22 protein-coding genes, 2 tRNA genes and 1 pseudogene are annotated in these 22627 nt (G+C 51.1%); 9 read left to right on the plus strand and 16 right to left on the minus strand.

What is annotated here, in order from left to right; genetic code table 11:
• The first annotated feature begins 17 nt into the window (after window positions 1-17).
• Window positions 18-131, plus strand: a complete 114-nt coding sequence (locus FN037_RS10045) for a DUF2770 family protein (protein WP_138361152.1) — start codon at window positions 18-20, stop codon at window positions 129-131.
• On the opposite strand, the gene FN037_RS10050 is transcribed toward FN037_RS10045, so the two are convergent.
• A complete protein-coding gene (locus FN037_RS10050; protein WP_138361151.1) occupies window positions 117-1181 on the minus strand; it encodes a rhodanese-related sulfurtransferase in 1065 nt (354 codons plus the stop codon). The genes FN037_RS10045 and FN037_RS10050 overlap by 15 nt on opposite strands.
• A 209-nt stretch (window positions 1182-1390) precedes the next feature.
• On the opposite strand from FN037_RS10050, the gene FN037_RS10055 reads away from it, so the two are divergent.
• The 3 genes from FN037_RS10055 to FN037_RS10065 all read left to right on the plus strand — a co-directional run bounded on the left by FN037_RS10055 (window position 1391) and on the right by FN037_RS10065 (window position 4226).
• Window positions 1391-2311, plus strand: a complete 921-nt coding sequence (locus tag FN037_RS10055) for a Kdo(2)-lipid IV(A) acyltransferase (protein ID WP_138361150.1) — start codon at window positions 1391-1393, stop codon at window positions 2309-2311.
• A gap of 187 nt (window positions 2312-2498) precedes the next feature.
• Window positions 2499-3749, plus strand: a complete 1251-nt coding sequence (gene mdtG / locus FN037_RS10060; RefSeq protein WP_138361149.1) for a multidrug efflux MFS transporter MdtG — start codon at window positions 2499-2501, stop codon at window positions 3747-3749.
• A 90-nt stretch (window positions 3750-3839) separates the two neighbouring features.
• The gene (locus tag FN037_RS10065; protein ID WP_142502134.1) at window positions 3840-4226 is read left to right on the plus strand and encodes a MysB family protein; all 387 of its coding nucleotides are present in this window, start codon (window positions 3840-3842) and stop codon (window positions 4224-4226) included.
• 4 nt (window positions 4227-4230) lie between these two features.
• Here the strand turns inward: FN037_RS10065 and FN037_RS10070 are convergent, their stop codons facing one another.
• The 3 genes from FN037_RS10070 to mdoG all read right to left on the minus strand — a co-directional run bounded on the left by FN037_RS10070 (window position 4231) and on the right by mdoG (window position 8601).
• Window positions 4231-4458, minus strand: coding sequence for a YceK/YidQ family lipoprotein (locus FN037_RS10070; RefSeq protein ID WP_138361147.1), 228 nt, complete (start codon window positions 4456-4458; stop codon window positions 4231-4233).
• 68 nt (window positions 4459-4526) lie between these two features.
• The gene (mdoH, locus tag FN037_RS10075; RefSeq protein WP_138361146.1) at window positions 4527-7052 is read right to left on the minus strand and encodes a glucans biosynthesis glucosyltransferase MdoH; all 2526 of its coding nucleotides are present in this window, start codon (window positions 7050-7052) and stop codon (window positions 4527-4529) included.
• A complete protein-coding gene (gene mdoG, locus FN037_RS10080; RefSeq protein WP_221887621.1) occupies window positions 7045-8601 on the minus strand; it encodes a glucans biosynthesis protein MdoG in 1557 nt (518 codons plus the stop codon). Before mdoG ends, mdoH begins: the two co-directional genes overlap by 8 nt.
• A gap of 252 nt (window positions 8602-8853) precedes the next feature.
• Here mdoG and mdoC point away from each other — a divergent pair, with 252 nt between their 5' ends.
• Entirely contained in the window at window positions 8854-10014 is a 1161-nt protein-coding gene (gene mdoC / locus FN037_RS10085; protein ID WP_142502135.1) for a glucans biosynthesis protein MdoC, read from the plus strand.
• A 39-nt stretch (window positions 10015-10053) separates the two neighbouring features.
• Here the strand turns inward: mdoC and FN037_RS10090 are convergent, their stop codons facing one another.
• The 6 genes from FN037_RS10090 to ghrA form a co-directional block, all read right to left on the minus strand.
• The gene (locus FN037_RS10090; RefSeq protein ID WP_138361144.1) at window positions 10054-10641 is read right to left on the minus strand and encodes a TetR/AcrR family transcriptional regulator; all 588 of its coding nucleotides are present in this window, start codon (window positions 10639-10641) and stop codon (window positions 10054-10056) included.
• Between the two features lie 72 nt (window positions 10642-10713).
• Entirely contained in the window at window positions 10714-11235 is a 522-nt protein-coding gene (gene ymdB, locus FN037_RS10095; protein ID WP_138361143.1) for an O-acetyl-ADP-ribose deacetylase, read from the minus strand.
• 213 nt (window positions 11236-11448) lie between these two features.
• Complete coding sequence (locus FN037_RS10100; RefSeq protein WP_138361142.1) at window positions 11449-11931, minus strand: DUF1097 domain-containing protein; 483 nt, start codon at window positions 11929-11931, stop codon at window positions 11449-11451.
• Between the two features lie 102 nt (window positions 11932-12033).
• Window positions 12034-12588 (minus strand): molecular chaperone, encoded by a 555-nt coding sequence (locus FN037_RS10105; protein WP_138361141.1) that lies wholly within the window; start codon window positions 12586-12588, stop codon window positions 12034-12036.
• Between the two features lie 22 nt (window positions 12589-12610).
• The gene (locus tag FN037_RS10110) at window positions 12611-13348 is read right to left on the minus strand and encodes a phosphatase (RefSeq protein WP_171034873.1); all 738 of its coding nucleotides are present in this window, start codon (window positions 13346-13348) and stop codon (window positions 12611-12613) included.
• Between the two features lie 86 nt (window positions 13349-13434).
• Window positions 13435-14373, minus strand: coding sequence for a glyoxylate/hydroxypyruvate reductase GhrA (gene ghrA / locus FN037_RS10115; protein ID WP_142502136.1), 939 nt, complete (start codon window positions 14371-14373; stop codon window positions 13435-13437).
• A 267-nt stretch (window positions 14374-14640) separates the two neighbouring features.
• Between ghrA and FN037_RS10120 the strand changes: the two genes are divergently transcribed.
• Window positions 14641-14728 (plus strand) — tRNA-Ser (locus FN037_RS10120).
• A 736-nt stretch (window positions 14729-15464) separates the two neighbouring features.
• Here FN037_RS10120 and FN037_RS10125 read toward each other — a convergent pair.
• Window positions 15465-16334 (minus strand): D-amino-acid transaminase, encoded by an 870-nt coding sequence (locus FN037_RS10125; protein ID WP_138363219.1) that lies wholly within the window; start codon window positions 16332-16334, stop codon window positions 15465-15467.
• Between the two features lie 167 nt (window positions 16335-16501).
• Complete coding sequence (gene dgcN, locus FN037_RS10130; protein WP_138363218.1) at window positions 16502-17503, minus strand: N-acetyltransferase DgcN; 1002 nt, start codon at window positions 17501-17503, stop codon at window positions 16502-16504.
• A gap of 651 nt (window positions 17504-18154) precedes the next feature.
• Here dgcN and FN037_RS24595 point away from each other — a divergent pair.
• Window positions 18155-18300: pseudogene (locus tag FN037_RS24595) on the plus strand (IS1 family transposase); the annotation flags it as partial.
• A 606-nt stretch (window positions 18301-18906) separates the two neighbouring features.
• On the opposite strand, the gene FN037_RS10140 reads toward FN037_RS24595, so the two are convergent.
• From FN037_RS10140 to FN037_RS10150, 3 genes are read right to left on the minus strand one after another with little or no spacing between them, the layout of a single operon-like run.
• Window positions 18907-19578 carry an ArsR/SmtB family transcription factor gene (locus FN037_RS10140; protein WP_260607832.1) on the minus strand — a complete coding sequence of 224 codons (672 nt, stop codon included), beginning with the start codon at window positions 19576-19578 and terminating at the stop codon, window positions 18907-18909.
• 52 nt (window positions 19579-19630) lie between these two features.
• Window positions 19631-20023, minus strand: coding sequence for an amino acid-binding protein (locus FN037_RS10145; protein WP_138363216.1), 393 nt, complete (start codon window positions 20021-20023; stop codon window positions 19631-19633).
• Window positions 20016-20339 (minus strand): antibiotic biosynthesis monooxygenase family protein, encoded by a 324-nt coding sequence (locus FN037_RS10150; protein WP_138363215.1) that lies wholly within the window; start codon window positions 20337-20339, stop codon window positions 20016-20018. Before FN037_RS10150 ends, FN037_RS10145 begins: the two co-directional genes overlap by 8 nt.
• A 389-nt stretch (window positions 20340-20728) precedes the next feature.
• On the opposite strand from FN037_RS10150, the gene FN037_RS10155 reads away from it, so the two are divergent.
• A tRNA-Ser gene (locus tag FN037_RS10155) sits at window positions 20729-20816 on the plus strand.
• 407 nt (window positions 20817-21223) lie between these two features.
• Window positions 21224-21517 carry a YciI family protein gene (locus tag FN037_RS10160; RefSeq protein WP_142502138.1) on the plus strand — a complete coding sequence of 98 codons (294 nt, stop codon included), beginning with the start codon at window positions 21224-21226 and terminating at the stop codon, window positions 21515-21517.
• Window positions 21518-21568: 51 nt separating this feature from the next.
• On the opposite strand, the gene phoH is transcribed toward FN037_RS10160, so the two are convergent.
• Complete coding sequence (gene phoH / locus FN037_RS10165) at window positions 21569-22357, minus strand: phosphate starvation-inducible protein PhoH (protein WP_171034958.1); 789 nt, start codon at window positions 22355-22357, stop codon at window positions 21569-21571.
• Window positions 22358-22627: the final 270 nt, after the last annotated feature.

Raw genomic sequence — 22627 nt, forward strand, 5'->3', positions numbered from 1 at the left:
ATGTGCAGAGAGAGATTATGCGTCGCCTTTTTGAACTGCTGGTCAACAACATCCGCGAACATTTTATGATTTATCTCGCGCTATGGCTGCTGCTGGCGATTCTCGATCTCATCTGGTTATGGTTTTTCTGAAAATTCAGGGTCCGGGATCCCTAACTTAGTATTCAGCCGACCGCGAGATTTATTGAAGATCTTATTGCCATTCTCACGTCCGGCGCGCAGTTTTCTCTGCTCCTCTTCCGGCAGCTTATGCTCTTCCATGCAGGCTTCGCTGCAGCAGCCGGAAAATTTCTCCGCGCAGGACGGGCACTGGATAAACAGCAGGTGGCAGCCATCGTTCAAACAGTTAGTATGACTATCGCAAGGTGCGCCGCACTGATGGCAATGCGCAATAACATCCTCAGTAATACGTTCGCCCATACGCTCATCAAAGACAAAGTTCTTACCGACAAAGCGTACTGGCAGCCCCTGCTCCCGCGCCCGTCGCGCATACTCAATGATCCCGCCTTCAATATGCCAGACCTTACTGAATCCATTATGCTTCATCCAGGCGCTCGCTTTTTCACAACGAATACCGCCGGTGCAGTACATAACGATTTTCTTATCTTTATGTTCCTGCATCATCTCAACGGCCTTCGGCAACTGATCGCGGAAAGTATCCGCCGGGATCTCCAGTGCCTTCTCGAAGTGCCCGACCTCATATTCGTAATGGTTACGCATATCGATGAAAACGGCATCCGGATCATCCAGCATCGCGTTAACTTCCGCCGCTTTCAGATACTCCCCCACGTCTGATGCATCGAACGTCGGATCGTCAATACCATCCGCAACGATACGATCGCGAACTTTGAGGCGCAGAACCCAAAAGGATTTACCATCATCGTCCAGCGCGATATTCAGGCGCAAACCATTCAGGGCGGGATCAAACGCGTACAAAAATTCACGTAACGCATTGACCCGGCTTTGCGGCACGCTGATTTGTGCGTTGATGCCTTCATGAGCCAGATAAATACGGCCAAAAACATTCAGTTTAGTCAGCGCAAGCCACAGCGCATCGCGCGTCGCTTGAGGATCGGTAATCGTGAAATACTTATAAAACGAGATCGTCGTGCGCGGCTCGGTCTCAGCCAACATTTGCGCTTTTAACGTCTCATTTGCAATGCGGTTATGTAACACTGGCATGGTGTACCTGTTCAACATAGTCAATGAGTAAAATAAACGGCGGGCATCATATAGCAAACACGATTAATTTACATCCCTACATTTTGAGCTACATTTCTCTCACTCACAGGTGCCCACATTAACATTAAATGCCATTGGGCGGCGGTATTTTGGCTGGAGCATAAAAAAATGCGATAATAGAACGCGTTGCTTAATTAAACAGGTATAAGATGACCCAATTACCTAAATTTTCCGCAGCGTTGCTGCATCCACGCTATTGGTTGCTTTGGTCAGGTATTGGCCTGCTCTGGTTAGTTGTACAACTCCCCTATCCGCTAATTTATCGTCTGGGAACCGGACTGGGCCATCTGGCCCGGCATTTGATGAAGCGGCGGGCCAAAATTGCTTATCGTAATCTGCAACTCTGCTTTCCGGATAAAAGTGAGCGGGAATGTCACCAGATGGTGGTGGCTAACTTTGAATCTGTCGGCATGGGACTCATGGAAACCGGCATGGCCTGGTTCTGGCCGACAAAGCGTATTGCGCGCTGGACTGACTCCATTGGCGTTGAGCATATCAGGCAAGTGCAGGCGCAAAAGCGCGGTATTTTGCTGATTGGCATCCATTTTCTGACCCTGGAGATGGGCGCGCGCATGTTTGGTATTAATGCCCCTGGTATTGGCGTCTACCGCCCAAATGACAACCCGGTCATCGACTGGTTGCAGACATGGGGGCGTTTGCGTTCGAATAAAGACATGATCGATCGCAAAGATCTGAAAGGTATGATTCGTGCCCTGAAAAAAGGGGAAGTTATCTGGTACGCCCCCGACCACGATTATGGCCCGGCATCCAGTGTGTTTGTGCCATTTTTCGCTGTCGACCAGGCCGCTACCACTTCGGGTACCTGGATGCTGGCCAGAATGTCAAAAGCCTGCATTGTTCCCTTTGTTCCTCGCCGCAAACCGGGTGGCAAAGGGTATGAATTAATCATCCTGCCAGCGGAATGCGACCCACCGCTGGATGATGGGGAAACCACCGCCGCCTGGATGAACAAGGTTGTCGAGCAGTGCATTCTGATGGCGCCTGAGCAATATATGTGGATGCACCGTCGCTTTAAAACGCGTCCCCAGGGCGTCCCGTCCCGCTATTGATTCCCGCATCCTGCCCAGCAACGCGGTTATCCCGCATCTGAATACGGATGTGGGATAACTCTGCCATCTGTCAGCCTTTTTTAAGCTTTAAAAGCTGTCCTCCATTGCGGCAACCCTTTCCCGGGCGCATAATTAGCATGCTCATATTTTCAATTGTTTGACCTGCGCTGCAGGCCAGTGGGAACCTATGCCGGCTGCTGATACTTCGATTAACTGGAAGCGTAACCTTACCGTCACCTGGCTTGGCTGTTTTTTAACCGGCGCCGCCTTCAGCCTGGTAATGCCATTTCTCCCTCTGTATGTTGAACAACTCGGCGTAACCGGCTACAGCGCGCTTAATATGTGGTCAGGTCTGGTTTTCAGCATTACCTTTTTATTTTCTGCTATCGCTTCGCCATTCTGGGGTGGGCTGGCTGACCGTAAAGGCCGCAAAATTATGCTGCTGCGCTCGGCCCTCGGCATGGGGATCGTCATGTTGCTGATGGGACTGGCGCAAACAATCTGGCAATTTCTGATCCTGCGCGCACTGTTAGGTCTGCTTGGCGGATTCATTCCTAACGCCAATGCCCTGATTGCCACCCAGGTTCCCCGACAAAAGAGCGGGTGGGCGCTGGGAACGCTATCGACAGGCGGCGTCAGCGGTGCGCTGCTTGGGCCGTTGGTGGGGGGGATTCTGGCCGATAACTGGGGATTGCGTACCGTCTTCTTTATCACTGCGACTGTGTTGTTTATTTGTTTCTTATTTACCTGGTTTCTTATCCGCGAGCAGTTTGTGCCGGTTAATAAAAAAGAGATGCTCAACGCGAAGGCGGTTGTCTCTTCGCTGAAAAATCCGAAGCTGGTGCTGAGTCTGTTTGTCACATCGCTGATTATTCAGGTCGCCACAGGTTCAATTGCCCCGATTCTGACGCTATACGTGCGCGATCTTGCGGGTAATGTCAGTAATATTGCGTTTATTAGCGGTATGATTGCGTCAGTACCCGGCGTTGCGGCCCTGCTCAGCGCACCGCGTCTGGGGAAACTGGGCGACCGCATCGGGCCGGAAAAAATCCTGATTGCCGCGATGGTGATCTCCGTTGTCCTCCTTATACCGATGTCGTTCGTGCAGACGCCACTGCAACTGGGGATCCTGCGTTTTCTGTTAGGCGCGGCCGACGGGGCGTTATTACCCGCGGTGCAAACATTACTGGTATATAACTCCACCAACCAGATATCCGGTAGAATTTTCAGCTACAATCAGTCATTTCGCGATATTGGCAACGTCACCGGACCGCTGATTGGCGCATCGGTTTCCGCTAACTATGGCTTCCGTGCCGTCTTTTTAGTCACCGCCTTTGTGGTGCTGTTTAACGCGATCTATTCAACCCTCACTCTTCGCCGCCCTCGCCGCAATCGCGCCTCTGATAATCCGGGTTCCGGCCAGCATTCCGTAAATTAATATTGCGAGCCCATTCCTCTCTTGACGCCTGACCCGACGCCTTCTATAGATTGAATCGTGTTCATTTCTATTCTTCTTAGGGGGTTAGCCATGTCAAAGGAGTTAATGTTCTATGCCACGCTTGAAGAAGCTATTGATGCAGCCCGCGAAGAGTTTCTTGCTAATCATTCAGATAGCGATGAAGAGAATGCCAGCGTCGAACAATTAAATATTCAGAAATACGTACTCCAGGATGGCGATATCGCCTGGCAGGCTGAATTTCTTGCCGATGAAGATGAGGACGGAGAATGTCAACCTATACTCATCGGCCAAGCGGCACAAAGCGTCTTTGACGGCGATTATGACGAAATTGAGCTACGCCAGGAGTGGCTTGAAGACAATACGCTGCACGAGTGGGATGAAGGCGAGTTTCAGTTAGAACCCTCTCTGGATAGCGGAGAGGGTCAGACCGCAGCCGATGAGTGGGATGACCGCTAGCGTATTAGTTGTAAGGACCGTGGCTGGCATCAAGCGGCAGCAGTAACGTATCAAACACCAGCGAAAAGGGCAGATCGAGAATGGTGATATAACGCCATGAAGAATCCCGGACGTCCCACTGAACGCCTGGATAATACTGATTTCCATGCCCCTGTCCGGGCACGGTACGACTGATAATACTACCGCAGCCGCTAAGCAGCAGCGTCATAGCGATAGCCAGTAAAACTCTCATCAAAAACCTCGACTCTCTGGTAAAAAAATACCGGCACAATTGCCGGTATTTTCCTTAACGTACGGCTTTCATCGTTTTAACGCGAGGGGATTCAGCGTCAACTGTTGATACGCCGTCACCCACGAAGAATATTTTTCCGGCGCGGCCCATACACGATAATGCATACGCGACATCGTGACCGGATCGCTCAGCAACACCAGGCGGCGGTCACGATTAAGCTTATCCGGCATCTCATTCAGCGCCTGTTCAACATGGCGTTCGCGCGCAGTATCGAGAATATGACCGTGACGATGACGCGCCGTCGCCATCGCGGTTGCCAGTGCGTTAAACGACGGGTTAAATACCGCGTGCATAAAACCATCGTCCAGGGAACGCTGACGGTTCAGCGTCAGGAAGGTATCGGTATCTTTTAACACCTGCGGCGGAGAATACTCTTCCGGGATCAGGAACAGCTTGCATCTCTTGGTACGCAGACCGATTGTCGCACGGCTGGAAATCGCCGACACAAACGGAGACAAGATAAGCGAAAACACGATTGGCGCCAGCCAGAACAGAAAACGCAGATCCAGCCACGCCATGCCAATCGCCCAGACCAGGCCCAGCAGCAGTTGTGAACCGTGACGCATAAACGCTTCGCTCCACGGGGTGGAATCATCATCACGCTGCGGCGAGTTCCACACGACTTCCCAGCCGAGAAACGCACTGACCACAAACACAGTGTGAAACAACATTCGCACTGGCGCCAGCAGCACGGAAAAAAGCACTTCCAGCAGCAGAGAAAGCGTGACGCGGATAAAGCCGCCGTACGCTTTTGGCCCTTTACACCAGATCAGAATAACGCTCAGTAACTTCGGCAGGAACAGCAGCACCATAGTCGAGGCAAACAGCGCAATTGCCAGCTCCGGGCGCCACTGCGGCCAGACCGGGAACAACTGCCGCGGCTGCAGGAAATACTGTGGCTCAGTCAGGGCATGTACAACCTGCAAAGCGGTAGACAGCGCAAGGAACATAAACCATAGCGGCGCCGAGAGGTAAGACATGACACCGGTCAGGAACACCGCACGGTGAACCGGATGCATTCCCTTCACCAAAAACAGACGGAAGTTCATCAGGTTACCCTGGCACCAGCGGCGATCGCGCTTCAGTTCGTCCAGCAGGTTCGGCGGTAACTCTTCATACGAACCGGGAAGATCGTAGGCAATCCACACCCCCCATCCGGCGCGACGCATCAACGCCGCCTCCACAAAATCGTGCGACAGAATGGAACCGGCAAAGTTACCCTCTCCCGGTAACGGTGCCAGCGCACAGTGCTCAATAAACGGCTTTACGCGGATAATCGCGTTATGACCCCAGTAGTGCGACTCGCCTAATTGCCAAAAGTGCAGGCCCGCGGTAAACAGCGGACCATACACACGCGTGGCAAACTGCTGACAACGAGCATAGAGCGTATCCATACCGGAAGCGCGCGGCGACGACTGGATAATCCCGGCATTCGGGTTCGCTTCCATGAGCCGAACCAGTCCGCTCAGGCACTCGCCGCTCATCACCGAGTCAGCGTCCAGCACCACCATGTAACTGTACTGGCTGCCCCACCGGCGACAGAAATCATCAATGTTGCCGCTTTTGCGTTTTACGCGCCGACGGCGGCGACGGTAGAAAATCTGCCCTTCACCCTGCACTTCAGCGATCAGTTCCATCCACGCTTTTTGCTCCGCCACGCAGATATCCGGGTTGTAGCTATCGCTAAGGATATAGACATCAAAGTGCCTGGCGTTACCGCTGGCTTTTACTGACTCCCAGGTCGCCCGCAGCCCGGCGAAAACGCGGTCCACGTCTTCATTACAAATCGGCATGATGAGCGCAGTACGATGTTCCGGATTCAGCGGCTCGTCTCCGATGGTCGACGCAGAAATGCTGTATTTATCGCGCCCGATCAGCAGTTGCAGGAACCCCATTAATGCCGTCCAGAACCCCGCGGAAACCCAGCAGAAAAGCACCGCAAACAGAACCAGAATCCCTGACTGCAACACATAGGGCAGCAGTTGCATAAAGGACACCCAAAGGTTCTGCCCGACCATGTCCATCGGATTAATCAGCGCCCAACCTTGATACGGTAAGATAGTTTTCATGTACCAGGTCGCCACGATGGTCTGCGACAAGGTCAACAACAGCAATATATAGCGGCGGATAGTACCCACAGTTCGCCACTTCTGTTCGCTCTCCAGCTCTTCTTTACTCAGGCGAGTGAGGTAACGGGGCGTGACATCACGACCACGCAGACGATCCCAGAACCGCCCGATGGGATTGGTTCGCCACGGGTCCGGAAACATAGAGGAACGCTTTATTTCTGGCATGGCATTCAGTTGGGTGCGACCTTCATCATCTTTAATCAACTGCTCACCAGACAGCGAATGCGGCCAGCTATGCGCCAGTCGCGACTTTACCGAGCCCAGCGGTGAATCGTCTTCGCGATGATAAACATGATGCTCCGCGTCCAGCGCTTCATGGACGGCCTGTAGACTCGCGTCGGGTAATGCGGTTTTCTCCGCCTCCGACAGCGGCAATGCGTCGATGTACTTCGTTATCTTATTCATTGGCAGGCAGCTGATAGCTCCAGGTTTCACTCAACGTCGTCTGGTCGGCATTGACCAGCGCAGCGCGCATGTCCGTCGTTTTCTTCGGATCTTTCACTTTTACGCGCAGGATCAGGCGCCAGCCTTTCGTCACTGGATTATAGCGCACGCTGTTTTCAACGATTTCGCCGTTATCACCAATGCTGGCCTGCGCGGTTACCGGCGTATCCGCAGGCATCTTTTTCATGTCATCGCCGATAAAATCAACAATAAAAGCGATAGTGCCATCAGGCTGGCGGATCAGATTTGATTGCTTGACATCACCAGTGGAACGACGAGTCTGCATAACGTACGCGTTATCCGGCGCATGCAATTTATCTTCGTCACGGGTGAAAGTGATAGTGTATCTGAAGTTCATCTCTTTACCGGGTTCCGGCAGTTGATCCGGCGTCCAGTAGGTAACGATATTATCGTTGGTTTCATCGTTGGTCGGGATCTCAACCAGTTCGATTTTCCCTTTCCCCCAATCGCCTTTTGGCGTAATCCACGCGCTTGGGCGCAAATCGTAACGATCGTCAAGGTCTTCAAAACGCGAGAACTGACGGCCTCGCTGCAGCAAGCCAAATCCCTGTGGATTCTCCATTGCATAACTGCTGACAGCGAGATGTTTTGGATTATTCAGAGGACGCCAGATCCACTCACCATTACCGGCCAGGATAGAAAGCCCGTTGGAATCGTGCAGCGCCGGACGGTAGTTAATGGTGGGAGATGGCTGATGCGGCCCAAACAGGAACATACTGGTTAACGGAGCGATCCCCAGTTTCCCCACTTTATCGCGCAGATAAACTTTCGATTGTACGTCCACGACAGTATCGCGACCCGGCATGATGATAAAGCGATAAGCGCCTGTGGCACGCGGGGAATCCAGTAACGCATAGATAGTCAGACGCTTATCCGTGGCTTTTGGACGCTCAATCCAGAACTCACGAAAACGCGGGAATTCTTCGCCGGAAGGCAGCGCAGTGTCAATGGCGAGCCCACGGGCAGAAAGCCCATACACCTGGCCCTGGCCCAGCACGCGAAAGTAGCTGGCGCCGAGCATACTGACTATTTCATCGTTCTTATCTTTGCTGTTGATCGGATACAGGACCTTAAAGCCCGCGAACCCCAGATCTTTAACCGTATCTTTATCGTGCTGGACATTGCCAAAATTGAAATAGTCCGGGCTATATTTAATTTTGTGCACGCTGGTTGCAGTGACTTCATTAATGGTCACCGGTGTGTCGAAATACATCCCCTGATGATAAAACTCAAGTTTGAAGGGGGTTTTCAGATTGTTCCAATAGGCTTTATCGTGATTAAACTGAATTTGCTGATAGTCAGCGTACTTCATATCGCGGAAGACAGAGGGCAGGTTACTTTTTGGCGCTTCGTAGCCTTTACCAGCTAGCGTTTGAGCTTCTTTTGCGACATCATCAATGCTGAATGCCCATGCAGATGAAGTACACAGGGACAACATGACAGCTGCACTTAACCAACGCATTTTCATCATCTGTGGTTTATGTTTCATATAAGTAAGCACTTCCCCCTTTGTGTGCTTAAATCGATCCGATCTATTTTAATGGAAACTCGGGCAATCCGACAACATAATCCCTGTATTGTTCAGCTTAGCGGTACAGGGAACAAACAGTTCACTCTCTCAGTCGCACTTTACGTACTTATCCTGGAGACAGATACCCGGGGTTCATGTAGGGTTACAGTGAATTTAAAGCTTATCGCATTGAGTGGTAAGACGAATTGTCTGAGAATGCCGTGAAATCGTATGAATAATACTCCAGTACAGCGTGAATATTTCCTCGACAGCATCCGCGCCTGGTTAATGCTGTTAGGTATCCCTTTTCACATCTCGCTCATCTATTCCAGCCACAGCTGGCATGTTAATAGCGTCGAGCCCTCATGGTGGTTGACATTGTTTAATGACTTCATCCACGCCTTTCGCATGCAGGTGTTCTTCGTGATTTCCGGCTATTTTTCCTACATGCTCTTTCTGCGCTATCCGCTTAAGAAATGGTGGAAGGTACGCATTGAACGGGTGGGAATTCCCATGTTAACCGCCATTCCGCTACTCACCCTTCCGCAGTTCATTATGCTGCAGTATGTCAATGGAAAAACGGAGAACTGGCATGCGCTCTCGGGTTATGAAAAATTCAACACACTGGCCTGGGAACTCATCTCACACCTGTGGTTTTTATTAGTTCTGATGGTACTGACGACATTAGGCGTTGTGCTGTTTAAGTGGCTGGCACAGCGGCGTTCTGCCGCAGCATCCACTTTCGGTGACGCTGTCACATTAAGGCAGCTATCGGTCATTTTCCTGGTTCTCGGCGTGCTATATGCCATCATTCGCCGCACGCTATTCATTTTATATCCGCCGATTCTCAGCAACGGTCTGTTCAACTTTATCGTCATGCAGACGCTGTTTTATCTGCCGTTCTTTATACTCGGCGCCCAGACATTTATTAACGCACGCCTGAAAACGATGTTGACCACTCCGTCACCTGGGTGTTTTACCGCGGCGCTGTTGGGTTTTATCGCTTACCGCCTCAATCAACAGTATGGCTCCGGCGATGGCTGGATGTATGAAATAGAATATATTATTACCATGGTGCTGGGTCTGTGGATGGTCAATGTCGTCTTTTCGCTTGGACACCGTTTACTCAATTTTCAGTCAGCACGCGTGACCTATTTCGTCAATGCATCGCTGTTTATCTATCTGGTTCACCACCCGTTAACTCTGCTCTACGGAGCCTGGATAGCGCCGGTAATTAAATCAAATATCCTGGGATTTATGACCGGGCTGGTTTTTGTTGTTGGAATTGCTCTGATTCTGTATGAAATCCATCTGCGGATACCGCTGTTGCGCTTTCTTTTTTCCGGGAAATACCCACAAAAAGCGGCTAAACCGCAGACGTCGACCTGCTAACGCCAACAGCAAGACAGACTGTATTTCATGTAAACCAGCCTACTTTTTCGCGAACAGCAGACGAAAGACATCACGATACAGGCCTTCCATTGCCGTTTTATCCACTATCGATGTGACCAGTTCACGTCGATAGGCGGCGCCTTCCGTTAATATGGCGATAAATTCGCAGGCGGCATTAATGTGTTCATCGCTCATATCAGGATGGTAGTGCCGGGTAAGCCGCCCCCCTTCTTCTTTCAAACGGCGATCTGCCTGCAGCATAATGTCTCGCAGGCGCGGGTTCCTGGACGCTTCCGCGTTAATTTCCATCAACAGATAATTATCATTTTTAGTATGCTCATTCACGGGGATCGCCCCCGCTAAAATCGCTGCCATCCGGGATAAATCGTGATTTCCGGCAATCATTTCGCCGACTCTGGCATTAACGATTTCCGTGACAATCGCTTCAACAATTTCTTCTTTACTGGCAAAGATGCGGTACAACTGCCCTACGCTCAGGCCAGCCTGGCGTGCAATATCCGCAACCGAAGCTCCATGCAGCCCCTTTTCCGCGAAGCATTTTTGCGCCGCATTAACAATTTCTCCTCGGCGAATCTGTTGTTTTTGCAATACTTTCCCTACAGCCACCGATTACTCTCCCGCGGTGATAATTTCCGGCTAAAAACGCATAGTTTACTTCAACAACCGCGCGATACGCGACTACACCTGAAGCAATTGTCTGTAGATGCCGGCGGTTTCGGGATCAAAGCAAACAAAACAGACACGTTCCAGCGGCGTATAGCGGGTAAGAAACGCCGTCACCGTCCGTACCGCTATCTCTGCCGCCGCACGTTTAGGGTAGCCATAAACGCCGGTGCTAATCGCCGGAAATGCAATGGATCGGTAGTTATTTGCCGAGGCCAACAGCAAACTATTTTTATAAACATCAGCCAGTAGCTCCGCTTCCTGCTGGCTACCACCATGCCAGACAGGCCCTACGGCGTGAATAACCGCGCTGGCGGGTAAATTTCCCGCGAGGGTAATCACCGCATGGCCTGGCGGACACTCCCCCTGCTGTTGCCGCACCACTTTACAGGCGGCCAACAGTTCCGGCCCTGCGGCACGATGGATCGCGCCGTCAACACCGCCGCCGCCAAGCAGCGAGGGGTTTGCCGCATTCACGATAACATCGACGGCAAGTTTTGTAATATCGCCGAGAATAACCTCAGGTTGAACAGCCATTTATCCTCCTGCCGACATACGTCTTAAGATTGATATTCGTGGATAATATGACACGACAGCCCTCATGACGAAAGGCGAAGAAGATGTTGACGATAATCAGCCATCAGAACAGGCATCGCGCTATGGTGATAATAAAACCGATGAGTGGCTTAACTGAGCAGCAGTAACCTGAACGGGCTGGGTACTAAGGTAATGAAAGCGGCCTATGTGAGATCAGTTGCTTTCATTAGCAAGCGGCTTATTTTTCTCCGCGCGCGCCGCCAGCCACAGCCCACTATTTTTCATGGCGTAACCAAATACCAGGCCCAGCGCCAGGGAAGGCACAACTACATGCCAGTCGCCATTACCCGCAAACGTTGAACAGGCGCCAATAAAGGTCCCGGGAACAAAAGATAACCACAGCCTGCGTGCCTGCATACACATCAGGAACGCCACGATCCCCGTCATGATATAACTCAGGATTTCGAATTGCGGTGCCAGCGCGCTACCATACATGATAACCAGCGCCCACACCACGCCGCTCATTACCGTGCATGTCGAGATCAGCAGCCCCTTCAGCCCGCCCTGTGGGCAAGCAAAGTAAGCCGTACAGCCGAGGAAACCCGCCCAGCTTAGCAGGCCAAGCGCGACCGCCACCCATCCCCAAATACCAGAAAGAATGCCGGTCGTTAATGCGATTGCGAAGAGTATATTCATGGCGCGTATCATAGCAGATACGCGCCCCATAAATGAGATACAAAGCACATTATGTGGAATAGCGAACATTTCGTTGCATATAAATTGTGATTCTAGTCACACTTAATCGTTATGCTGTTCCTGCAGTTCATCCCACATTGCGGAGAGGGCTTCACGGGTCAACGGGGCCATTGTCCGCCAGAACGGTGTAACCGCATGCGCTTCAACTTTGCCGAGGAATGAGCCGCACCACGGCAGAATATATTCAGCAAAGAGGGTTTCCAGAACCTCGTCTTCATCCTCTGTCGCGTGATCTTCCAGCCACGAGGCCGCTAACAGTAGCGATCCTAAATGATCCGCCATCCCCTCACCTGTCGGGATGCCATGAGCGGTAAAAAATCCCCGAACTTCCGCTTCCGTTGCGCCATCTACCCATGCGCTACGATAGGGCGCAACGCTGCACTCTTTACCAACAAACAACGCATTGTATTCCGTGGCCAGAGACGGCATATCGCAGCTCTTTTGCAGCCGTTCCAGCAGTTCATCCTGCTCCAGCGGCCAGCTCGCCGCCAGCTTCCCTTCGCGAATAAGGGTAAACAGCGGGACCAGCAGCGGATCCTGCGGCTGACGATAATATAACGAACCCAGCACGCGGCAGAGGATGGAAAACTCATTCATTTATTTATTCCAGTTTTTAAAATTACAGTTCAGCAAACTCAGGAATCGGTGGCATTCCACGTGATTCAAGAAAATTAAGCAGGCGACGCGGCGTCACGTTAAGAATTCTGTCTTCAGGAAAATCGACGGCATCGAGGATTTTACGACATTCGGCAAATTCACCAAGCGTGAACGCCGTGTGAGAATCCGAACCCAGCGCAACCCATCCTCCGGCATCGCGCACGGCCGCAGCCACGGCGCGACAATTATCCTCACTGCCAATGCGCGAGGAAACAAAAGATGAATTATTGATTTCCAGTGCAACATTATACTTCGCCGCAGCGGCGGCAATAGCCGGGATATCAACCGGAAACTTTGGGTTGCCGGGATGGCTGATAATATGAACCGCACCGCTCGCCATAGCCGCAATCATCGCCTCGGTATGGACCGCTTTATTCTGAGGCGGAAAAACCGGCTCGTGAAAGCCGGCGATAATCAAATCCAGCGAGTTAAGCATCGGTCCGGTACAATCTATTTCACCTTGAGTATTTTTGATATTCGCTTCAATGCCACGCAGGATGCCGACGCCATCAACCAGACGAGGCCAGATACGCATATTGACAAAATGCCAGTAGTGCGGCGCATCAGCCATATCTGGCCCATGATCGGTAATGGCAAAGAGTTTAATTTCCTTGCGCCTGGCTTCAGCAATATAGTCATGCAGAGTGCTATATGCATGGGTGCTGGCGACGGTGTGCATGTGCAGGTCAACAGGATACATCACAATCTCCTTCTTTTTGTTTGTGGCAAGGATAGCAGGAATCTGAGTATATGATCAGCAAAACCCCGCCGCGACGGGCTTAGCGCTTAGTATCCCAGCCTGCGATCCACCTGCCCGCTCACCTTTTCACCTCGTTCCAGTTGACCAATCGTTGTGGCGATATACGCTATCGCTTCCAGCGGTCGGGTGACGGCTGCGATATGCGGCGTCATCGCCACCCGGGGGTGCGCCCAGAGAGGGCTCTCTTTGGGCAACGGTTCGCGGCTGAAGACATCTAGCATCGCCCCTTTCAGCTTGCCGCTATCCAGAGCCGCCAGCAGATCGTCTTCAATCACATGAACGCCGCGCGCCAGGTTCAGCACATAGCTGTTATCCGCAAGCTGAGACAACAGCGCTTTATCAATGATTCCGGCGGTTTCCGCGGTGTCAGGCAGTAGATTAATCAGTACACGTGTACCCGAGAGGAACGTGTTCAGCTCTTCTTTTCCGGCAAAACTGGTCACCTGTGGCCAGGCTTTACGGCTACGACTCCAGCTACGCAATGGGAACCCCCAGGGACGCAGCCCCTCAGCCACTTTAGCGCCCAGCACGCCAGCGCCCATAATTCCAATAGTGAACTCTTCGCGCAGGTACTCATCCAGCGGATGCCAGCATGCTTCCTGCTTCAAGGCCTGGTAATCGTCGAAACGACGGAACCAGTGAAGCACCTGACTCACCGCGTATTCCTGCATCTGCAACCCCATGCCGGTATCTTCCAGGCGGAACAACGGAATCGACTGCGGCAGCATCTCCGGATGCTCCCGGAGCTTTCTAAGAATTGAATCAACGCCGGCACCAAGAGCAAAGACTGCTTTCAGTTCTCGTCCTTGCAGCATATCTACCGGTGGATGCCAGACCAGAGCATAGTCTGCAGGTTGGTTATCGCCGGTTTTCCACTCGCGGACTCGAGAACCCGGCAACTGTTTTTCCAGTTCCGCAATCCAGTAAGGTGTGTCGAAGGTTGGGTGGTAAAAGATGATATCCATGAAGACTCCTGATAGCCGACGCCACGTACGGTGACGTCAACGCGGTATTTTACTCTTTGTTTTCTATTAAGTTGCCAGCATAGCAAATTTCACCTGACCCGCGAGTGAAAAAGGGAATGGCGAGAAAAAAATCAATTTCCGCGTACTTAGGCAGCAAGTTGCCTGAAGTTTGGCTAAACGCGCGTTTTTTTCAAAAAGGTGATTGACGGGCGAAACGTATTTCCCTAAATTAGCGGCCGTTCCCGAGATCAGCGGGAAAGACAATATGGTGAGGTGTCCGAGTGGCTGAAGGAGCACGCCTGGAAAGTGTGTATACGGCAACGTATCGGGGGTTCGAATCCCCCCCTCACCGCCATCTTTAAAGAAGAGCACGTACCAGGTACGGGCTCTTTTTTGTATATCGCACACACCGGGGGGGATGAGAAGCCCCGACCGGGGGTCGACAACTGGCGCAGCCAGTTGGACAGATGACGAGCCCGCGAGGAATCTGCCCGCAGGGCGAGCGCAGCGAGTCAATCCCCCCCTCACCGCCATCTTTAAAGAAGAGCACGTACCAGGTACGGGCTCTTTTTTGTATATCGCACACGCCGGGGGGGATGAGAAGCCCCGACCGGGGGTCGACAACTGGCGCAGCCAGTTGGACAGATGACGAGCCCGCGAGGAATCTGCCCGCAGGGCGAGCGCAGCGAGTCAATCCCCCCCTCACCGCCATCTTTAAAGAAGAGCGCGTACGCAAGTACGGGCTTTTTTTTTGTATATCGCACACTCAGGGGGGGATGAGAAGCCCCGACCGGGGGTCGACAACTGGCGTAGCCAGTTGGACAGATGACGAGCCCGCGAGGAATCTGCCCGCAGGGCGAGCGCAGCGAGTCAATCCCCCCCTCACCGCCATCTTTAAAGAAGAGCACGTACCAGGTACGGGCTCTTTTTTGTATATCGCACACGCCGGGGGGGATGAGAAGCCCCGACCGGGGGTCGACAACTGGCGCACACCCGCAGCTTGATGGAGATGAAAGGGAAAGCGTGGACCATATTCATGTGCCAGACCACGGGTCAGACACGCGGTTATTTTGACGTGTTGCTCGCCAGGCTCACCCCAGCGGTCCCGCCTGGCGAGCAACATTTTCCAGGTAGATCTGGCGCAAGCGCCGTGTCAGCGGACCGGGCCTCCCGTCACCAATAAGCTGGCCATCTACACTGATCACCGGCCAGACGAATGTCGTGGCAGAACTAATAAACACTTCTCGCGCCTCGCGTGCTTCCTCCGGAGTGAACAGTCGTTCCTCCAGATGGATATCGTGCTGCGCCGCCAGTTGTAATAGCGCATGGCGCGTAATACCGTGCAGAATATCATGGCTCCGCGGACGGGTTACCACAACATTATCCGCCGTAACGATATAACAGTTACAGGAACTGCCTTCAGTAATAAACCCGTTTTCCACCAAAAAAGCATCATCGGCACCCTGGGCATGCGCCATTGCTTTTGCCAGGCACGGGGCCAGCAATTGCACAGTTTTAATGTCCCGCCTGTGCCAGCGGATATCCGGGCAGGTGATCACCCGGATACCGGTTTCTGCCATCGGGTGATTTACCACTGCTCGCGCCTGAGTAAACAGCACCAGGGTGGATGCAATATCCTTTTCCGGGAAATTGAAGTCCCGATCACCGGCGTTCCCCCGGCTCAATTGCAGATAAATTCCCCCTTCCCGCAGTCTGTTACGTGTAATGAGTTCATCATGTATAGCGCGTAACTCTGCATCGCTAACTGGCAAAGTTAACTCCAGCTCCTGACAGGAACGATGCAGACGCGCCAGATGCCCATCAAACTCAATGACCTGTCCGTTCACCACTGCTGTCACTTCATAAACGGCATCGGCAAATAAAAAACCACGGTCAAAAACAGAAACTTTTGCGTCCTCGGCAGGCAAATACTGCCCATTGACATAGACGGTACGTGACATGTTGTTCTCCTGATAAACGGCCGGATAACTGCGTCAGCCCCACAATGTACTCTCTGGCGGATAGCACTCACGGTTTCGTAACGTAAATCTGATTCACGATCCTGGGCCAACAGCCACGGAGCATCGCGATCCTCCATTGCCGGATTATGCAGCGACTGTAAGTTCCCTTACTCATCCGCTAACTGGTCGACAATAGCACCCACCCCCTGACGGAAGGGGTCGATAACCGGTAAATCATACTGTTTTGCCAGTTGCTTCATCAGTGTGAAGGCGGCGTCTTCGCTCAGTGCGGCAGTATTTACCGAGATACCAACAAACCGGGCTTTGGGGTTAGTCAGTTGCGCTGTTTTCAGACTCAAGGCCATGCAATCACCCAGTTCAGGAATCGGATAATCCACGCCGCGCATCGTACGGCGAGTGGGTTCGTGACACAGCACCAGCGCATCGGGTTGCGCCCCGTGAATGAGTCCTGTCGTCACTCCAGCGAAGGACGGGTGGAATAACGACCCCTGTCCTTCAATAACATCCCAGTGATCCGCCTCGTTATCCGGGGTCAGCGTTTCCACTGCGCCGGAGACAAAATCCGATACGACGGCATCGATGCTCACTCCCGCGCCACTGATCAAAATCCCGGTCTGGCCGGTGGCGCGGAAGGTTGCTTTGCCACCGCGCGCCAGGATCTCCCGTTCAATCGCCAACGCGGTATACATTTTACCGCAGGAGCAATCAGTACCCACCGGTAGCAAGCGTTTACCACTGCGTTTGCGGCCGTTCGCCACGGGGTATTGTTGTTCCGGGTGGCGCACATCGAACAGTTTGCGCCCAAGACGCGCCGCCAACGCGTTCAGTTCCGGTACATCAGCCAGTTTGTTATGCAGCCCGGCAGCCAGATCCATACCGCTTTGCAGCGCGGCGCTTAATACAGATATCCACTGGCTGGAAATAATCCCGCCACGGTTCGCGACACCCACCACCAGGGTTTTTGCTCCCGCCGCTTTCGCTACGGCAATATCCATATCCACTAAATGGCAATCTGCATGACAATTCTCCATGCGAAACTGACCGACGCAATATTCCGGATGCCATTGTTTAATCCCCTCAGCGACTTTTGCCGCCAGTTGATCATGGGCATCGCCTAAAAAAAGTAAATACGGCTTTTTAATTTCCATTATTTATCCCCCACAGGATAATGAAAAGTAAATAAAATAACTCAGATTTAACAATCCGCAGGATTAAAGACTCACTTTGACTACTATCGAGAATATCAGCAGTTTTTTTGTTGTCAATAAAGTTAAAATAAGGCGATATTAACCAATTAATAATTGAAATTGCAGTTTTTTGCACTAAGGAAAAGCCATTTAATTCTTATAAAAATGATATTACTCTTTAAATAATACGTTACGCCTGCGCCTCTCCGAAAAAAATCAAAAAAATTTACCCCGCCAAACATAATTGGTGTGCCAGACCTTATCCTGCCAGGACACACTATTCATAATATAATTTCTCATACCTGGCTCAGTGATGCCTCAATAAAGTGCAGTCATGCACCGCAGCCCCAAAATAGTGCAAAGCATTCCTATTTATGGTCTGCCCGGTAATGATGGCAAAAAGAGCGATAACGAATACGACATACATTCAGGCACAACGGTTGCTTAATAATTTTAGATCGATGATTACATTTCGTGATAAGAAGAATGAATGATAAACATCTTATTTATTGTTAAATTATATTTTCATTTATTCCCTCCCTGAAATGTTAATAATTTATTATAATCAGAACCATTTATGATACGTGTTTTTAACACCAAAAGTTCATGCCCACATCCCTGCCGATCGCCTGTGCTGACGTGGCACTTATCTGTGAACCTAATGACAAAGTCATTTTGCCGCCAGTAAAACACTCCGGCACTGGAACTGGAGTGCGTACAACACAAGAACGGGAGACGTACTGGCCTACACCTTTGGGATAAAAATAAAGAACCACGAATACCCACAGAAAACTATTTTCTCAAAGATGAAATAAGCAATAAAAATAACCATAATTATTTGCGACAAGAGATTTGAAAAATACTTTTCTTATTTTTACACCCATAAAAACCTCAACCCACTGCTTTAAAAACCCGGAAGTAACTGCTAATTGAAAGGGTTAACACTTTCGCTATTTTTGAGGAAAATCATCCTGAAAAACACAAATCAGATATTACACCCCTGAAACGTCTTAGCTTGTTGAAGTGGTTATTATTTCAAGTCTGCCCGTACATTACTCCCCTCATTCATTTCATCTGACGATGGTTAACATTACTAGCGAATAAGACGCAAATCCAGACTATTTACGTCTGACTGTTTACTTTCCTTTACTCCACCAGAATCAGAGAAAATAAAGAAACGATGCAGGCCTAAAGCCTGGATAATCATGGCACAACCCCACCTTCACAGGCAGAAGAGCGGCCTTGATCCTGCCGCGAATATACTCATCGCAGGTAATGTCACAAAGGCGCTCAAATTCAGCTTTTTTGTTGATTAGTGGTGAATATGTTTATATCGGTTGGCGCGACTCTCTGCCGTGGGAAAATCAGGTATTTTTAATACTCTCCGATATACACAGCCCGAACAATTTCTTAAATGCCCTTTTTCCACTGGAAGTAACGCGCACTTCCCTAAACCCTTTAGCCCTGCTTAACCAGCCTTTCTGCTCACAACAGGCAAAAAAAGCGGCGCCGGCCTCTCCGCCAAGATGGAATCGCCGTTCACTCCAGTCAAGGCAGGCGCAGCATTCTTTACGCCGAGTTTTTGGGTTCAGTTTAACGCCCAACTGTCGGAACCGTTCATGTCCTGCTAACGTCAGTGAAGCGCCATCGGCAGTTACCCAACCTTCAGAAACCATACAATCATAAAGATTAACCGCGATTTCCCCGGCGAAATGGTCATAACATGTTCGGGAAATGCGTAATGAGGACGGTGTGCTTATTTTCGCTATCGATTCTGAGCGCCATGATACACCCATCATATGCTCAAGCAGCCTGGCGATATGCGTCCCCGCCAGCCGGTAGTATCGATGACGCCCCTGAGAAAGACAGATAATCAGTTTCTCGCTGACAAGCCGGGATAAATGAGAGCTGGCTGTTGACGCTGCAATATCGGCTACAACGCTTAACTCAGTAGCCGTCCATGCGCGTCCATCCATCAAGGCACAGAGCATTTTTACACGAGATGGGTCTGATATGGCAGCCGCTAAAGCTGCCATTGAATATTCCAGAGCATCGCTACTGTCAATGCAGTCCGTACGTCTTAATACCTTACTCATGCATTACAGCCCATTTTTCTGTCACTTTACTGGCAACCATATCATTATCTGTCACAAGGATCAGTTGGTTTGCATGGTCGCTGTATTGGCATAATATATTAATACCATTCTCAGCCAGCACTGCCGCTATCTCTCCCAATTCACCGGGGCGTTTTTGCTTAAGTTTTCGGATCACATGTCGGCGTACTCGCTCAACCTGAAAACCTCGTTCTTCGAGCACAATTTTCGCATCATCACCGTTTTCGACAAGAAAATGAGCATGCCCCTTGCCAGCGATAGTAAAAACACCACCGCCTTCAAGACCAATACCATTTTGTCCCAGTACCGTTCCCAATGCGGCCAGTTCACCGACGTTATTATTTAAAACAACATGAATATCAAACATTTTTTCTTCCTGTGGTTTCGGATGAGTAGTCTCTAATCACATGTGCAATACGGATACGATAAAGAGAAAAAATAGAACGACGGCCTTCCACCTGCGCCGCTTTATGCAAAATGTTTTGTTTCCAAAGTAACACTGACTCTTCGTCTCGCCACCATGACAACGAAAGGATCTTTCCTGATGTTGTCATGCTCTGGAAGCGTTCTATAGAGATAAAACCATCAATATCTGCCAGCAGTGGTTTTAATTCCGCAGCCAACTGGAGATAACGCGCTTGTTGCGTGGCAACAACATCGGCTTCAAAAAGCACCGCGATCATATTCCTGTCCTCAACATATTTGGTGGAATATGACTGTACCGTTTTCAGCACAGTACACTTCGATGGCGGACGAAATATGAGTGTCATCGCGGATAAGAACAAATAAGTGTCAAGAACGCGGGCACTTCGGCATAAAATGAAAAGACCAGAGCACATGATGGAAAAGGTTGCGGCATATGCTGTCCACGAGTTATACAAAATCTCTGCCGAGAGTGAAAAACGCACGGCCTGATTCACAGCATTAACATTTCTATTCCATAACTCTACAGCCCGTTGTGTTCATTGCTTAACCGAACGATACAGAAAAAATAAATACTGCTTGACCGTTTTAGCGCAACTCCCTATAGTAGCGCCCCGTTGCCGCCTAAGGTGAGCAGCAGAAAAAATATGGTGAGGTGTCCGAGTGGCTGAAGGAGCACGCCTGGAAAGTGTGTATACGGCAACGTATCGGGGGTTCGAATCCCCCCCTCACCGCCATCTTTAAAGAAGAGCGCGTACGCAAGTACGGGCTCTTTTTTGTATATCGCACACACCGGGGGGGATGAGAAGCCCCGACCGGGGGTCGACAACTGGCGCAGCCAGTTGGACAGATGACGAGCCCCCGAGGAATCTGCCCGCAGGGCGAGCGCAGCGAGTCAATCCCCCCCTCACCGCCATCTTTAAAGAAGAGCGCGTACCAGGTACGGGCTTTTTTTTGTATATCGCACACTCAGGGGGGGGATGAGAAGCCCCGACCGGGGGTCGACAACTGGCGCAGCCAGTTGGACAGATGACAAGCCCGCGAGGAATCTGCCCGTTGGGAGCTGATCCCCCACTCAATCCACTATCCTCCTGCATCTCCACCATGCTACTTTTATATACCCATATAAAAGATGGACAGAAGAATGAGCACCATCGCAGTTGTTGTTCTGACTTACCATAAACCGCTTAATGAAGTGGATGCACTGCTGGCTGAGCATGTGGCATGGCTTAAGAAAGGTTATTCGGCGGGGATATTTCTCGCATCAGGGCGCAAAATTCCTCGCTCAGGTGGTGTGATTCTGGCTAAAGGCGATGACCTGGATTTGTTGCATAGCTGGCTGAGACAGGATCCATTTCAGCAATCGGGCATCGCTAACGTCGAAATCATCCCTTTCGAAGCCACGATGACCGCCCCCTCTCTGCAAAATTTACTTTAGCCCCATATAAACAAAGCCCGGTCATCCCGGGCTTTGCAGGTTAAATATGAATCAGTAATAGGCCTGAAGCGCACGCTGACAAAGGGTTGATCGCACGCAATCGTCCGCCGTAAAGCGCACAATGCCCACCATCTCATCTTCCTCAAAACGCGCCAGCGCATCGGCAAGGCCCGACCTCACCCCAGATGGCAAATCGCACTGGGTAATGTCGCCGTTGACGATAACCGTCACGTTTTCCCCGAGGCGAGTCAAAAACATCTTCATTTGCGCAGCGGTCACGTTCTGAGCCTCATCCAGAATCACCACCGCATTCTCAAATGTTCGCCCGCGCATATAAGCAAACGGTGCGATTTCTACCTTGCCAATTTCCGGGCGCAGGCAGTACTGCATAAAGGAAGCCCCCAACCGCCTCACCAGTACGTCATAAACGGGTCGAAAATAGGGGGCGAACTTCTCGGCGATATCTCCCGGTAAGAAGCCGAGATCTTCGTCGGCCTGCAGCACGGGACGGGTAACAATAATTCTGTCCACATCCTTATGAATCAGGGCCTCAGCTGCTTTTGCCGCACTGATCCAGGTCTTCCCGCACCCGGCCTCGCCTGTCGCGAAAATCAGCTGTTTACTGTCGATGGCATTCAAATAATGCGCCTGAGCGTCATTGCGTGCTTCAATTGGCGATGCATCGCGGCTGTCCCGCGCCATACCAATTGCTTCTACGCCACTCATTTGCACAAGCGATGTGACCGATTCTTCTTCGCGTTGTTTATGGCTTCGCGAATCCTGTCTCAGCACACGTTTGGCCTCACGACGAGCTCTGGTCACTGCTTTTTGTCTTCCCATGGATAGCACCTTGCGTTGTTGGTTTACATCACACGCGTCAATATCGACGCGATTATGCGCACGAACGATTGAGGTTTGGCTTCCTTGTAAGCCATTGCTTGCATGACGAATTGACAGAGGGTTATGGCTACGCGCACCGATAACCTTGCCGGTGTATGGATTTTCTGTTGTGTATGGGGATGGGGATAGATTTGAGGGGCAGTAATCACGGTCGGAAATGCGACCCCCGTGCTGATAAGTACGGTATGAAGCTTGACGTTTTCCGTTACA

Origin of the sequence: Klebsiella sp. 2680, from assembly GCF_900198535.1 — a bacterium.
Taxonomy (GTDB): Bacteria; Pseudomonadota; Gammaproteobacteria; order Enterobacterales; family Enterobacteriaceae; genus Klebsiella; species Klebsiella indica.

What these genes read in the sequence shown, in the direction of transcription:
- FN037_RS10050 (WP_138361151.1), bottom strand. Translation starts at nt 1,181, where the DNA reads ATGCCAGTGTTACATAACCGCATTGCAAATGAGACGTTAAAAGCGCAA.
- FN037_RS10100 (WP_138361142.1), bottom strand. Translation starts at nt 11,931, where the DNA reads ATGAATATACTCTTCGCAATCGCATTAACGACCGGCATTCTTTCTGGT.
- FN037_RS10045 (WP_138361152.1), top strand. Translation starts at nt 18, where the DNA reads ATGCGTCGCCTTTTTGAACTGCTGGTCAACAACATCCGCGAACATTTT.
- FN037_RS10125 (WP_138363219.1), bottom strand. Translation starts at nt 16,334, where the DNA reads ATGTCACGTACCGTCTATGTCAATGGGCAGTATTTGCCTGCCGAGGAC.
- FN037_RS10105 (WP_138361141.1), bottom strand. Translation starts at nt 12,588, where the DNA reads ATGAATGAGTTTTCCATCCTCTGCCGCGTGCTGGGTTCGTTATATTAT.
- FN037_RS10160 (WP_142502138.1), top strand. Translation starts at nt 21,224, where the DNA reads ATGAGCACCATCGCAGTTGTTGTTCTGACTTACCATAAACCGCTTAAT.
- ghrA (WP_142502136.1), bottom strand. Translation starts at nt 14,373, where the DNA reads ATGGATATCATCTTTTACCACCCAACCTTCGACACACCTTACTGGATT.
- mdoG (WP_221887621.1), bottom strand. Translation starts at nt 8,601, where the DNA reads ATGAAACATAAACCACAGATGATGAAAATGCGTTGGTTAAGTGCAGCT.
- FN037_RS10065 (WP_142502134.1), top strand. Translation starts at nt 3,840, where the DNA reads ATGTCAAAGGAGTTAATGTTCTATGCCACGCTTGAAGAAGCTATTGAT.
- dgcN (WP_138363218.1), bottom strand. Translation starts at nt 17,503, where the DNA reads ATGGAAATTAAAAAGCCGTATTTACTTTTTTTAGGCGATGCCCATGAT.
- ymdB (WP_138361143.1), bottom strand. Translation starts at nt 11,235, where the DNA reads ATGGCTGTTCAACCTGAGGTTATTCTCGGCGATATTACAAAACTTGCC.
- mdoC (WP_142502135.1), top strand. Translation starts at nt 8,854, where the DNA reads ATGAATAATACTCCAGTACAGCGTGAATATTTCCTCGACAGCATCCGC.
- FN037_RS10055 (WP_138361150.1), top strand. Translation starts at nt 1,391, where the DNA reads ATGACCCAATTACCTAAATTTTCCGCAGCGTTGCTGCATCCACGCTAT.
- FN037_RS10140 (WP_260607832.1), bottom strand. Translation starts at nt 19,578, where the DNA reads ATGGCAGCTTTAGCGGCTGCCATATCAGACCCATCTCGTGTAAAAATG.
- phoH (WP_171034958.1), bottom strand. Translation starts at nt 22,357, where the DNA reads ATGGGAAGACAAAAAGCAGTGACCAGAGCTCGTCGTGAGGCCAAACGT.
- mdtG (WP_138361149.1), top strand. Translation starts at nt 2,499, where the DNA reads ATGCCGGCTGCTGATACTTCGATTAACTGGAAGCGTAACCTTACCGTC.
- FN037_RS10070 (WP_138361147.1), bottom strand. Translation starts at nt 4,458, where the DNA reads ATGAGAGTTTTACTGGCTATCGCTATGACGCTGCTGCTTAGCGGCTGC.
- FN037_RS10110 (WP_171034873.1), bottom strand. Translation starts at nt 13,348, where the DNA reads ATGTATCCTGTTGACCTGCACATGCACACCGTCGCCAGCACCCATGCA.
- mdoH (WP_138361146.1), bottom strand. Translation starts at nt 7,052, where the DNA reads ATGAATAAGATAACGAAGTACATCGACGCATTGCCGCTGTCGGAGGCG.
- FN037_RS10150 (WP_138363215.1), bottom strand. Translation starts at nt 20,339, where the DNA reads ATGATCGCGGTGCTTTTTGAAGCCGATGTTGTTGCCACGCAACAAGCG.
- FN037_RS10145 (WP_138363216.1), bottom strand. Translation starts at nt 20,023, where the DNA reads ATGTTTGATATTCATGTTGTTTTAAATAATAACGTCGGTGAACTGGCC.